The organism is Pseudomonas sp. FP198 (assembly GCF_030687895.1).
In the GTDB taxonomy this organism is placed as follows: domain Bacteria; phylum Pseudomonadota; class Gammaproteobacteria; order Pseudomonadales; family Pseudomonadaceae; genus Aquipseudomonas.
The window spans coordinates 4,544,718-4,557,956 of record NZ_CP117452.1 but is presented as its reverse complement, the minus strand read 5'-3'; the positions used below and the strand labels follow the sequence as shown (position 1 = coordinate 4,557,956).

At 61.1% G+C, this 13,239-nt stretch carries 10 protein-coding genes; 6 read left to right on the top strand and 4 right to left on the bottom strand.

What is annotated here, in order from left to right; all coding sequences use genetic code 11:
* Positions 1–129: 129 nt before the first annotated feature.
* From secA to PSH78_RS20780, 4 genes are all read left to right on the top strand, one after another.
* On the top strand, positions 130–2,871 hold the full coding sequence (gene secA, locus PSH78_RS20795) for a preprotein translocase subunit SecA (protein ID WP_305496429.1): 2,742 nt from the start codon (positions 130–132) through the stop codon (positions 2,869–2,871).
* A 119-nt stretch (positions 2,872–2,990) separates the two neighbouring features.
* Positions 2,991–4,208 carry a bifunctional glutamate N-acetyltransferase/amino-acid acetyltransferase ArgJ gene (argJ, locus tag PSH78_RS20790; protein WP_305496427.1) on the top strand — a complete coding sequence of 406 codons (1,218 nt, stop codon included), beginning with the start codon at positions 2,991–2,993 and terminating at the stop codon, positions 4,206–4,208.
* A gap of 134 nt (positions 4,209–4,342) precedes the next feature.
* Entirely contained in the window at positions 4,343–4,975 is a 633-nt protein-coding gene (locus tag PSH78_RS20785; protein WP_305496425.1) for a glutathione S-transferase family protein, read from the top strand.
* Positions 4,972–5,916, top strand: a complete 945-nt coding sequence (locus PSH78_RS20780) for a Nudix family hydrolase (RefSeq protein ID WP_305496424.1) — start codon at positions 4,972–4,974, stop codon at positions 5,914–5,916. The genes PSH78_RS20785 and PSH78_RS20780 overlap by 4 nt, the downstream gene beginning before the upstream one ends.
* Positions 5,917–6,039: 123 nt before the next feature.
* On the opposite strand, the gene PSH78_RS20775 is transcribed toward PSH78_RS20780, so the two are convergent.
* From PSH78_RS20775 to PSH78_RS20765, 3 genes are read right to left on the bottom strand one after another with little or no spacing between them, the layout of a single operon-like run.
* Positions 6,040–6,621 (bottom strand): cob(I)yrinic acid a,c-diamide adenosyltransferase, encoded by a 582-nt coding sequence (locus PSH78_RS20775; RefSeq protein WP_305496422.1) that lies wholly within the window; start codon positions 6,619–6,621, stop codon positions 6,040–6,042.
* 2 nt (positions 6,622–6,623) lie between these two features.
* Complete coding sequence (locus PSH78_RS20770) at positions 6,624–8,660, bottom strand: ATP-binding protein (protein ID WP_305496419.1); 2,037 nt, start codon at positions 8,658–8,660, stop codon at positions 6,624–6,626.
* Between the two features lie 46 nt (positions 8,661–8,706).
* Entirely contained in the window at positions 8,707–9,624 is a 918-nt protein-coding gene (locus tag PSH78_RS20765) for a putative 2-dehydropantoate 2-reductase (protein ID WP_305496417.1), read from the bottom strand.
* 143 nt (positions 9,625–9,767) lie between these two features.
* On the opposite strand from PSH78_RS20765, the gene PSH78_RS20760 reads away from it, so the two are divergent.
* On the top strand, positions 9,768–10,253 hold the full coding sequence (locus PSH78_RS20760) for a YajQ family cyclic di-GMP-binding protein (protein ID WP_003205057.1): 486 nt from the start codon (positions 9,768–9,770) through the stop codon (positions 10,251–10,253).
* Positions 10,254–10,399: 146 nt separating this feature from the next.
* Positions 10,400–11,242: a mechanosensitive ion channel family protein gene (locus PSH78_RS20755; protein ID WP_305496415.1), complete on the top strand. Its 843-nt coding sequence runs from the start codon at positions 10,400–10,402 to the stop codon at positions 11,240–11,242.
* 93 nt (positions 11,243–11,335) lie between these two features.
* Here PSH78_RS20755 and PSH78_RS20750 read toward each other — a convergent pair whose 3' ends face one another.
* The gene (locus PSH78_RS20750; RefSeq protein ID WP_305496413.1) at positions 11,336–12,664 is read right to left on the bottom strand and encodes an OprD family porin; all 1,329 of its coding nucleotides are present in this window, start codon (positions 12,662–12,664) and stop codon (positions 11,336–11,338) included.
* Positions 12,665–13,239 lie beyond the last annotated feature (575 nt).

The window sequence follows — 13,239 nt, the reverse complement described above, 5'->3', positions numbered from 1 at the left end:
TCGTGGAATAACGCCACTTTCCTCTCCATCGTTTCCGGGTAGAATGCTCGTTCGCATGCGGCCATGAGGGCTGCACGGGCGACTCATGGGGCCGCCCTCCATCCCTTTAGTGTGGAAGATCCTGCCGATATGTTTGCGCCTTTGTTAAAGAAACTTTTTGGAAGCAAGAACGAGCGTGAAGTCAAACGCATGCTCAAGACGGTACAGATCGTCAATGCCTTCGAAGAGCAAATGGTGGCCCTTTCGGACGATCAGTTACGCGCCAAGACCGCCGAATTCAAGGACCGCATCGCCAAGGGCGAGACCCTTGACCAGATCCTGCCCGAAGCTTTCGCGGTCTGCCGTGAAGCCGGCAAGCGAGTCATGGGCATGCGCCACTTCGACGTCCAGTTGATCGGCGGCATGACCTTGCACGAAGGCAAGATCGCCGAAATGCGCACCGGTGAGGGCAAGACCCTGGTGGCGACCCTGGCGGTGTATCTCAACGCATTGTCCGGCAAGGGCGTGCACGTGGTGACGGTCAACGACTACCTGGCCCGCCGCGACGCCAACTGGATGCGCCCGCTCTATGAATTCCTCGGCCTGACGGTCGGCGTGGTCACGCCGTTCCAGCCGCCGGAAGAGAAGCGCGCCGCCTACGCCTCGGACATCACCTACGGCACCAACAACGAATTCGGTTTCGACTACCTGCGCGACAACATGGCGTTCAGCATGGAAGAAAAATTCCAGCGCGAACTCAACTTTGCCGTGATCGACGAAGTCGACTCCATCCTCATCGACGAAGCCCGTACGCCGCTGATCATTTCCGGCCAGGCCGAAGACAGCTCCAAGCTGTACATCGAGATCAACAAGCTGATCCCGCAGCTCCAGCTGCACGTCGAAGAAGTCGAAGGCGAAGTGACCCAGCCCGGCCACTACACCGTCGACGAGAAGACCCGTCAGGTCGAGCTCAACGAATCCGGTCACCAGTTCATCGAAGAGATGCTGACCCGCGTCGGCCTGCTGGCTGAAGGCGAAAGCCTCTACTCGGCCCATAACCTGGGCCTGCTGACCCACGTCTACGCCGGCCTGCGTGCCCACAAGCTGTTCCATCGCAACGTCGAATACATCGTCCAGGACGGCCAGGTCGTACTGGTTGACGAACACACCGGCCGCACCATGCCGGGCCGTCGCCTGTCCGAAGGCCTGCACCAGGCCATCGAAGCGAAGGAAGGCCTGAACATCCAGGCCGAGAGCCAGACCCTGGCCTCGACCACGTTCCAGAACTACTTCCGCCTGTACAACAAACTGTCCGGCATGACCGGTACGGCCGACACCGAAGCGTTCGAATTCCACCAGATCTATGGCCTGCAAGTGGTGGTGATTCCGCCGAACAAGCCGCTGGCGCGCAAGGACTACAACGACCTGGTGTTCCTGACCGCCGAAGAGAAATACGCGGCGATCATCAACGACATCAAGGAAGGCATGGCCCAGGGCCGTCCGATCCTGGTGGGTACCGCCACCATCGAGACCTCCGAGCACATGTCCGCCTTGCTCGCCAAGGAAGGTATCGAGCACAAGGTCCTCAACGCCAAGTTCCACGAGAAGGAAGCCGAGATCATCGCCCAGGCCGGTCGCCCGGGTGCGTTGACCATCGCCACCAACATGGCCGGCCGTGGTACCGACATCTTGCTGGGCGGCAACTGGGAAGTCGAAGTGGCTTCGCTGGAAAACCCGACCCCCGAGCAGATCGCGCAGATCAAGGCCGACTGGCAGAAGCGTCACCAGCAGGTGCTGGAGTCCGGTGGCCTGCAAGTGATCGCGTCCGAGCGTCACGAGTCGCGCCGTATCGACAACCAGTTGCGTGGCCGTGCCGGTCGCCAGGGGGACGCTGGCTCCAGCCGCTTCTACCTGTCGCTGGAAGACAGCCTGATGCGTATCTTCGCCTCTGATCGGGTGAAGAATTTCATGAAGGCCCTGGGCATGCAGCCGGGCGAGGCGATCGAGCACCGCATGGTGACCAACGCCATCGAGAAGGCCCAGCGCAAGGTCGAGGGCCGCAACTTCGACATCCGCAAGCAGTTGCTGGAGTTCGACGACGTCAACAACGAGCAGCGCAAAGTGATCTATCACATGCGCAACAGCCTGTTGGCCGCCGACGACATTGGCGAAACCATCGCCGATTTCCGCCGCGAAGTGCTCGACGCCACTGTCAGCGCACACATTCCGCCGCAGTCGCTGCCGGAGCAGTGGGACGTTGCTGGCCTGGAAGCCTCCCTGCGCAGTGATTTCGGCGTGTCGCTGCCGATCCAGCAGTGGCTCGACGAAGACGATCACCTCTACGAAGAAACCCTGCGCGAGAAACTTCTGACCGAACTGATCGCCGCGTACAACGAAAAAGAAGACCAGGCCGGCGCCGAAGCGCTGCGCTCGTTCGAGAAGCAGATCGTGCTGCGGGTGCTGGACGACCTGTGGAAAGACCATCTGTCGACCATGGATCACCTGCGCCACGGTATCCACCTGCGTGGCTACGCCCAGAAGAATCCGAAGCAGGAATACAAGCGCGAGTCCTACACGCTGTTCTCCGAGCTGCTGGATTCGATCAAGCGCGACTCGATCCGGGTCCTGTCCCACGTTCAGGTTCGCCGCGAAGATCCGGTCGAAGAAGAAGCCCGCCTGCGCCAGGAGGCCGAAGCCTTGGCCGCGCGTATGCAGTTCGAGCACGCCGAAGCTCCGGGCCTGGAAGTGGTCCAGGCAATGGAAGAGGGCGTCGATGTGGACGTGGCCCTGGCCACCGCACCGGTACGCAACGAGCAGAAACTGGGCCGAAACGAGCTGTGCTATTGCGGCTCGGGCAAGAAATACAAGCATTGCCACGGGCAGATCCAATAAACCCGTTTCAACGCTGAGCGACCCGCGCCGCGACAAGAGTCTCTTGTCGCGGCGTTTTGCCATTTGATTCGCCGTCTTGATGAAGGCGGTGCTGGAATAATTTTATAAGGAGCGCATTCATGGCTGTTGGTCTTGGTCCGTTGCCAACGTTGCACCCGGTTGCCGGTTTTGAACTTGGTATCGCCTCGGCGGGCATCAAGCGTCCCGGGCGCAAGGATGTGGTGGTCATGCGTTGCGCCGAGGGCTCGACGGTGGCCGGCGTGTTCACGCTCAATGCGTTTTGCGCCGCGCCGGTGATCCTGGCCAAGCAACGCGTGCAAGGGCCGGTGCGTTACCTGCTGACCAACACCGGCAATGCCAACGCCGGCACCGGCGCGCCAGGCCTGGCCGCCGCCGAGCGCACCTGCGCCAGGCTGGCTGAACTGACCGGTGTCGACGCCAGCCAGGTGCTGCCGTACTCCACCGGCGTAATCGGCGAACCGTTGCCGGTCGAAAAAATAGAAGGCGCGCTGCAAGCCGCCCTCGATGACCTCTCGGAAAACAACTGGGCCGCGGCCGCCACCGGCATCATGACCACCGACACCTTGCCCAAGGGTGCGAGCCGCCAGTTCCAGCACGACGGCGTGACCGTGACCGTGACCGGCATCAGCAAAGGCGCCGGCATGATCCGCCCGAACATGGCGACCATGCTCGGTTACATCGCCACCGACGCCAAGGTCTCCCGCCAGGTGTTGCAGGACCTGATGCTCGACGGCGCCAACAAGTCCTTCAACCGCATCACCATCGACGGCGACACCTCGACCAACGACTGCTGCATGCTGATCGCCACCGGCAAGGCCAACCTGCCGGAGATCACCGAAGCCAGCGGTGCGCTGTTCGCGGCGCTGAAGAAGGCAGTGTTCGAGGTGTGCATGGAAGTGGCCCAGGCCATCGTCCGCGACGGCGAAGGCGCGACCAAGTTCGTTACCGTACAGGTCAACGGTGGTGATAATCACCAGGAATGCCTGGACGTCGGTTATACCGTGGCGCATTCGCCGCTGATCAAGACCGCACTGTTTGCTTCCGACCCGAACTGGGGTCGTATTCTCGCCGCTGTCGGCCGCGCCGGGGTGCCTGAACTGGACGTGAGCAAGATCGACGTATTCCTCGGTGAGGTCTGCATCGCCAGCCAGGGCGCCCGGGCGACGACCTACACCGAGGCGCAGGGCGCGGCGGTGATGCAGCAGGAGGAAATCACCATCCGCATCGAGCTGGGGCGTGGCGATTGCAGCGAAACGATCTGGACCACCGATCTGTCCCACGAGTACGTCAAGATCAACGCCGAGTATCGGACTTAAAACCGAGTCGTTCCATTCGCGAGCAGGCTCGCTCCCACAGGGATTCTGTGAGCGCCGCAGATTCAGTGTAGGAGCGAGCTTGCTCGCGATGGCGGCAGTACAAACACCCCCAGAACCACAAGAAAGGAATCCAAATGAGCCTGCACCTGATCATCGGCGATAAACGAGCTTCATCCTGGTCCCTGCGGGGCGCGCTGGCCCTGTCGTTGACCGGCGCGAAGTACACCGAAGAACTGGTCAGGCTCGGCCAGCCCGACACCCGCGAAAAACTGCTGAAGTATTCGGCCACGGCCAAGGTCCCGCTGCTCAAGACCGAGTTCGGCGTGATCGCCGACTCCCTGGCCATTGCCGAGTACCTGGCCGAGCAGTTCCCCGAGGCCGGTCTCTGGCCCAAGGATGTAGCGGCACGGGCCCAGGCTCGTTCGGCCTGTGCGCAGATGCACAGTGGCTTCTTCGCTATCCGCACCCACATGCCGTTCGACCTGGGCCGCGATGCGCCGTTGTCACCGATGCCGGCGGATGTGCAGGCGGAAATCCAGCGGATGTTGGCGTTGTGGGCAGAGTGCCGCGCGGCGGCTACCGAAGCCGGTCCCTATCTGTTTGGTACCCTGAGCCTGGCCGACGTATTTTTTGCGCCGATTGCCGTGCGCTTGCGCACCTACCAAGTGGAACTGCCGGAAGTCGACGCGGCCTACGTTGAAACCCTTTATCAATGGCCGGCCTTCAAAGCATGGCAACAGGCTGGCCTGGAGGAAATCGCCCGGTGAAACGCGTACATGTAGCGGCGGCAGTCATTCGCGACGCCGCCGGCAGGATCCTGATTGCCCGCCGGGCCGATTCCCAGCACCAAGGCGGCCTGTGGGAATTTCCGGGGGGCAAGGTCGAGGCCGATGAGTCGGTCGAAGCGGCCCTGGCCCGGGAGCTTCTCGAAGAGTTGGGCATTGTCGTCAGCGCGGCCCGGCCACTGATCAAGGTGCGCCACGATTATCCGGACAAGCAGGTGTTGCTGGATGTCTGGGAAGTCTCGGCGTTCAACGGCGAGCCCCATGGCGCCGAAGGCCAGCCGCTCGCCTGGGTGACGGCCCGTGAATTGACGAACTACGAGTTTCCAGCGGCCAATCAGTCGATCGTCGCGGCGGCCCGTTTGCCGGGCGAGTACCTGATCACCCCTGAAGGCCTTGAAACGCCCGCCTTGCTGCGTGGCATTCAAAAGGCTGTCGCTGGCGGGATCAAGCTGCTGCAACTGCGCGCCCCCAACGGTTACGACCCGCAATACCGTGACCTGGCGGTGGACGCGATGGGGCTGTGTGCCGGCAAGGCGCAATTGATGCTCAAGGGCCCGTTCGAATGGTTGGGTGACTTTCCGTCTGCCGGCTGGCATATCACCGCCGCGCAACTGCGCAAGCATGCGGCGGCGGGTCGGCCGTTCGGCACCGATCGCTGGTTGGCGGCCTCGTGCCACAACGCCGAGGAACTCTCCCTGGCTCAGCAGATGGGCGTGGATTTCGTGACGTTGTCACCCGTGCAACCGACCCAGACCCATCCCGATGCGCAGCCATTGGGGTGGGAAGAGGCTGCGCGACTGATCGAGGGGTTCGACCGACCGGTGTATCTGTTGGGCGGGGTAGGCCCCGATCAGCGGCAGAAAGCCTGGGAAGCCGGGGCGCAAGGGGTGGCGGGGATTCGGGCGTTCTGGCCTGACGCTTGATTCTGTGGGTGTGTCTGCTGGCCGCTTCGCGAGCAGGCTCGCTCCCACACTGGATTTCGGCGTTCACAAAACCTCTGTGGGAGCGAGCCTGCTCGCGAAGAGGCCCTGACAGGCGCCTATGCTTCAACTCTCAGGCTTTGCCGCCGCCTCCCAAAGCACTTCCGCCACACCCTGGCGCCGGGCGATGACCCGCGCCGCCACGAACAGCAGGTCCGACAACCGATTGATATACGCCAGCCCCGGCCCGGCCAGTGGTTCCACCGCGTTCAATTGCTGGCAACGGCGCTCGGCGCTACGGGCCAGGCTGCGACACACATGGGCCTGGGCGATCAGGGTCGAGCCGCCGGGCAGGATGAAATTCTCCAGCGGCCCCAACTCTTCATTCCACACATCGATGGCCGCTTCCAGGCGCGCCACTTCTGCGTCGTTCAGGGCCTGATAGGCCGGCATCGCCAGCTCGCCGCCGAGGTCGAACAGCCGATGCTGACAAGGCGTCAGCACCTCGGTTACTTCCTTCAACGCCGGGTAGCGTTCTGTTTCGGCGGCAAGCCCGGCCAGCAACAAGCCCAATTGGCTGTTCAGCGTATCCACTTCGCCGATGGCCTCGATCCGCGGATGATCCTTCGCCACCCGGCGACCATCGCCCAGCCCGGTTTCACCTTTGTCGCCGGTGCGGGTGTAAATCTTCGACAGACGAAAACCCATATTCAGCGCTCCACTTGCTTGTGTTCTTGCGCCACCATGGAAGTGCCCGCCAGCGGCAGGCGCAGGGTGAAGCAAGTGCCTTGGCCCGGCGCTGATTGCACTTCCATCTGGCCCTTGTGGTTGTTGGTGATGATGAAATACGACACCGACAGTCCGAGCCCGGTGCCCTGGCCGATCTCCTTGGTGGTAAAGAATGGCTCGAAGGTACGCTTGCGCACGTTCTCGCTCATGCCGATGCCGTTGTCCTCGACCTGGATTTCCGCCCACGGCGGATTCAGCCGTGTACGCAGGATGATACGGCCGGGCTCGCTGTCGTCCTGGCGTTGATGGATGGCCTGGGCGGCGTTTTTCAACAGGTTGAGCAATACCTGCTCCAGTTCGTTGGCGGTGCCTGGCACCGGGCCGAGGTTCGGGTCGAACTGGCGGATGATCGCCTGGCCCTTGAAGTCGAAACCGATCGCCAGGTCGAAGTCGTTACCGGCAATCTCCACGGCCTGGTCGATCAGTGCCGGCAGGTCGCAAGGCGCCATCTGCCTTGTGCTACGGCGGCTGAAGCTGAGCATGTGGGTGACGATTTTCGCTGCCCGGGCGCCGGCCTGCTGGATGCCATCGAGCAACTGCGGGATCTCCCGGCTTTCCAGGTAGCGGTTGATCACCGGTAAATCGATCCCCAACTGCTCGGCCTGCTCAAGGTTCTTCGGCAATTCCGCAGACAGGCGTCGGCGGATATTCTGCACGTTGTGCAGGATCGCCCCCAGCGGATTGTTGATCTCATGGGCCATGCCCGCCGCGAGGCCGCCTACCGAGAGCATTTTTTCCGATTGCACCATCATTTCCTCCAGCGACAGGCGCTGGGTGATGTCATCGATGCGGATCACCACGCCGCGCCCGGCGCCGCCCATCAGCGGATAGAAGGTCAGGGCGTAGTGCCGGGCTTCATCGTCCTTGGTCCAGGTGACGCGCTCGATCTTGGCGACCGTGTGTTGTTCGACCGTCTGCTTGAGCTGCGGCAGGTACGGCTTGAGCGGCTCGAAGGCGAGGAAAATCGGCTGGTTCAGCGCCTCGTCCAGCCGGGTGCCGGAAAGCGCGCTGGCCTCCTGGTTCCATTGCGTGACATAGAGCTGCTCGTCGAGGGCTATCAGCGCCGACGGCATGGAGTCGATGATGCTGTTGAGGTAGTTCTGGAAGCCGGTGAGTTTTTTCTCGATCTTGCTGCGCACCTGGACTTCCAACTCCAGCTTGCGGTTGGTGTGGCGGGTTTCTTCCGCCAGGCCCTGGGCCTGGTCATAAGCTGCCTGGGAATCGTCGCGGGCGCGCTTGAGCTGCTGCTCCCGGGCTTCGATCCGCGACAGCATGGTGTTGAACGCCTCGGCCAGGCTGCCGATTTCGTCGTGGTTGCCCCGGGCGGCGCGCAGGGAATAGTTTTCTTCGCGGGTGACCTGGCGCGATAACTCTTCGAGCTGATGGATCGGCTGGGTGATCAGCCGCTTGATCTGCTGGGCAATGACCAGCCACAGCAGCACGCTGAAAATCAGGATGCCCAGGCTGGCGGTCAGGGTACCGGTGTAGAAGGCGGTGGGCAGTTCGCTGCTGGCGACCAGCAGGAGATGGCCGGGCGCCGTACCGGGACGGGGCAGGGTAATGACCTGGTTGCTACGAAACTCCCCGGCCTGCCAGGCCTGCATATGACGGAAATGGTCCGGCAACTTGAGCTTCTCGCCCTGCTGCAACTGGGCCAGGCGTTCGCCGTCGCCGTCATACAGTGCCGCTGCCCGCAGGGGCGCATAGCTGTTGAGCTCATCGAGCAGGCGCTTGGCGCTTTGCGGCGATTGCAACGCATCGGAGATCAGACTCGGGTTGGCTACCAGTCGGCCGATGGTCTGCAAGGCCTGGGGCGCCATGCTTTCCTGGGAAATGTAATAGGCCGCGCTGATGAAGGTCAGGTTGGCCACCAGCAGAACCGTGGTCAACAATACCAACAGGGCCGCCAGCAGTTTCTGGCCGACCGGGAGATTTTCGAGGCGCTGGCGCAATGGCATCTGACTCGTCGCTGAAAGGGAACACGAGGGCCAGCGTAGCCGCTGCTCAGTCGCTGGGCAATCCGAGGTTGTCCAAGTGGGCAATCAGGCGCTGGCGCATCTGTTCGAGATGGGGCACAGCAACGTCATGGCGCCGCGCGACGGCGCAGGCATGGCCGAGCAGATAGCTGATTTCGGTACGCCGTCGGTTGGCAACGTCCTGGTACATGGAGGAATAGTTGGCGGCTGTGGCCTGGATTACCCGTTCCACCTCCGACTGTAAATCCTCGGCCGCCGCCGGCTGGCCGCAGCGTTCGAGCAGATCGGCGAGCTCCGCGCACAAGGTCGCCACTTCGCAGTGGTGTTCCTGCAAGCCACCGTTCTTGCATTGATGCAGTACCGTCAACGGGTTGATTGCACAGTTGAGCGCCAGTTTGCGCCAGAGGCGGGTGAGGATGTCGGCGCTCCACTCGTGGGGAATGCCGGCCATGCCCAGGTCATCCAGCCAGACCGGCGCCACCGGCTGGGCGGGGTCGCCCAGCCAGGTGTAGCCGTGGCCGGCGAACACCACGCGCCAGTCACCGTCGCGAAACGCCCCTTCGGTGCTGGAGGCGCTGATACAGCGGGCCTGGGGGATGCGGTTCGCCACGGCGTCCTGGCTGCCGAGGCCGTTCTGCAGCAGGATCAGTTCGCTCTCGCCATCCAGGCGATGGGCGACCGAGGCCACGGCCGCCTCCGCGTCATAGGCCTTGCAGGCCAGCAGCAAGCGTTTTATCGGTTCGAGGCCCTGCGCGGTTTCGCCTGGCACCGGGTAACACTGCGCCTGGCCTTGTTCCACCAGCGTCAGCCCTCCGGCCTCCCGGTAAGCCTGCAGCCGCTGTTCATTGCGCAACACCAGCCGCACCGGCAGGCCGGCCCGGGCCAGGCGCGTCGCCCACAAGGTGCCGAGGCTGCCGGCGCCCAGGACGTGCCAGGTGGTGGACATCAGTTTTTTACTCGGTTTGGCGCAGGCATCTGAGGCGCTCGCGGTAACGACGGGAAAAGACCCGTTATAATGAGCCCGATTTCAACCACAAGCCAAGTGCGCGCCTTTGTCATGAGCGCGCCTTTTTATTTGGAGAACACTACATGCCGTCATTCGACGTGGTATCCGAACTGGACAAGCACGAAGTCACCAACGCCGTTGAAAACGCCGTCAAGGAACTCGACCGTCGGTATGACCTCAAGGGCAAGGGCAGTTTCGAGTTCAAGGAAAAGGACCTGACCGTCAACCTGACCGCCGAGGCCGATTTCCAGCTCGAGGCGATGATCGAGATCCTCAAGCTGGCGCTGGTCAAGCGCAAGATCGACGTGCAATGCCTTGAAGTCAAGGACGCCTACGCCTCCGGCAAGCTGATGAAGCAGGAAGCCGTGCTCAAGGAAGGCATCGACAAGGAACTGGCCAAGAAAATCGTCGCTCATATCAAGGACGCCAAGCTCAAGGTCCAGGCCGCCATCCAGGGCGAGCAGGTGCGCGTCACCGGCAAGAAGCGTGACGACCTGCAAGAAGCCATCGCCGCGCTGCGGGGCAAGGAATTCGGCATGCCGCTGCAGTTCAACAACTTCCGCGACTGACCCCTCGGTTATAGGGAAACACTGTGGCGAGGGAGCTTGCTCCCGCTGGGCTGCGTAGCGGCCCCTTTGGTGGGTGCTGCGCCCCCAAGCGGGAGCAAGCTCCCTCGCCACAAATGCCGCGTACAACAGGAACAAAGGAGAATTAGATGGACTTGAACGCTGAAGTAGACCACCTGGTCAAGGCCTCCCAGGCCTGGATACCGATGATCATGGAGTACGGCAGCCGCGTGTTGCTGGCAATTGTCACCCTGGCCATCGGCTGGTGGCTGATCAACAAGGTCACCCAGAAGCTTGGGGCGCTGCTGGCCCTGCGTAACGCCGACCTCGCGCTGCAAGGGTTTATCAGTACCCTGGCAAACATCATTCTGAAGATCCTGCTGATCGTCAGCGTCGCCTCGATGATCGGTGTGGAAACCACATCCTTCGTTGCGGCCATCGGTGCGGCTGGCCTGGCGATTGGCCTGGCTTTGCAAGGCAGCCTGGCGAACTTCGCCGGCGGCGTGCTGATCCTGCTGTTTCGTCCGTTTCGCATCGGTGACTGGATCGAGGCCCAAGGCGTAGCCGGAACGGTCGACAGCATCCAGATCTTCCACACAGTCCTGCGTACCGGTGACAACAAGACGGTCATCGTGCCCAACGGCAACCTGTCGAACGGCATCATTACCAACACCAATCGCCAGCCGACCCGCAAAGTGGTGTTCGACGTGGGCGTGGATTACCAGGCTGACCTGCAAAAGGCTCGGGAAGTGTTACTGGAATTGGCCAAGGATGAACGTGTGTTGACCGATCCTGCACCTGAGGCGGTGATTTCCACCTTGGGCGACAGCTCGATCACTGTTTCGCTGCGCATCTGGGTGAAGACGGCGGACTACTGGAACGTGATGTTCATGCTCAATGAACAGGCGCGCGACCGCTTGAAAGATGCCGGTATCGATATTCCGTTTCCACAGCGGGTGATCCGGGTGGTTCAGGAGTCTGCATCGGCCTGATCGATTTGATTTTCCGGTCAAGCTTCAGCGCAATAAAAAAGACCCATCCGAAGATGGGTCTTTTTTTGATTACCGCAAACTGACTTTCGGCAATTACAGAACCGAAATCGGGTAGTCGACGATCAGGCGGAACTCTTTGATGTCGCCTTCACCTTCGTCAGCGTTAGCGTAGTGCCAGGCTTGACGAACACGGAAGGAAAGATCTTTTGCCGGGCCAGACTGAACAACGTACTTGGCTTCGAAGTTGGTTTCGTTGTGCTTGCCGTCTTCACCGTACAGACCAGCGTAAGGGCTGCCTGCAGGAGTGTTGGTACCGTCGATGTCCCAACCTTTGACGTAACGGGTCATGAAGCTCAGACCAGGAACACCGTACTCAGCCATCTTGATGTCGTAACGGATCTGGGCAGATTTCTCGTTAGGCGCGTTGAAGTCGGAGTATTGGATAGAGTTGGCGAGGAAGATCGAGTCGCCACCACGGTTGTTGGTACCTACACCGATGTAGTCGAACGGGGTGTCGCCGTTGACCTTCTGGAAGGCAACAGTAACGGTGTGCGCTTTCAGGAACGAGAACGCCGCTGCCAGGGAGAAGGTGGTGTTGCTGATGTCACCGGCCTTGGCGCTGCCAGTGTCGGTGGTACGGTAGATGTTACCGTCCAGGTTCAGCGACTGATCGCCACCCATTGGGATGGTGTAGTTCAGGTTGCCGTAGTACTGGTTCCAGATATCTTCCAGCTGGGCGCCGTAGACCGATGCGCTCAGGTTTTCGCTGATGGCATATTTGCCGCCTGCGTAGTCGATGGAGCTGGCTTCCACGCCAGCGTAGGTAGCCCACAGGCCGCCATCACGTGCGTTACGGTCCTGGCTGGTACCCGAGTAGAAGTGACCGGCTTCGAGGTCAAGGTCTTTGACTTCGCTGCTCTGCAGCTGGAAACCGCTGGCAGTCTGAGGCAGGACACGGGAGCCGCCAATCGCGAACACTGGCGCGGTGCTTGGCTGCATGTCACCGATTTTCAGCTCGGTCTTGGATACGCGGAACTTGATGGCTGCGCCGGCTTTGCCCTGGCTGTCGTTGACTTCGCCATCGGCGTCGCGGCTCATGTTGCCGGTGCCGCCAGTGCCGTCACCGCCGTCCAGTTTCAAAGCCAGGTAACCGAATGCATCTACGCCGACGCCTACGGTGCCTTGGGTGTAGCCGGAGCTGAGGTTGCCCCAGATGCCTTGGGTCCAGTCTTTCTGATCGGTAGCGCCATCTTTCCTATCACGGTTGAAGTAATAGTTGCGCAGCAGCAAATCGAACTTGGCGTCTTCAACAAAGCCTTTGGCTTCAGACTGGTCACTTACGAAAGGTGCGGCCGTAGCCATTTGAGTACTGGCTGCTGCAGCAACGGCCAGTGCGATCATGCTCCACTTCATCACGCGCATCGTGATTTGCTCCTTTGGTTTTAAGAGTACTGCCGTCCCACCTGTTTTTTTATCTGGGCGGCTCTTTCTTTTTGTATCGGCGCAAACTTATATCACGCCGACATTCTTTGGCGACACTTGCCCATTCAACCTTTCAGCTTCTTTACGACCATGTCGCCAATGGCTCGATCCATGTCGCATTTCAGCTGAACCGAGGCGTCCGAACTGACAACTTCAGAGTTGTTCTATTGGGTCCGCCATCGGTGTAAAGAGTCCCTGATTATTACGCTTGATGCTCCTGAGGGCAGCCTTGCCACTTTAATTTTCGAGCCTGCAGGTTTCGCTTCCGACGCTACCCGGTAGACGATGTTGGGATGAATGCAACAAGCATGCACAAATCCGGTTTTCTTTTACATTTTTTTCACATTTTAGCTGCGGTTGCGGTGAAACCTCATGAAACCGGGCTCCAAAGGCCTTGTTTTAAATGGGGTTGACTGCTGGACAGCTGCCATGTTTGAAGCGGGTAAACCGCGCCGGACAACCAAAAACGTTACCGGTTCACCCCTTCGGTGGGTAAAACGCGGATGCTTCGTGCA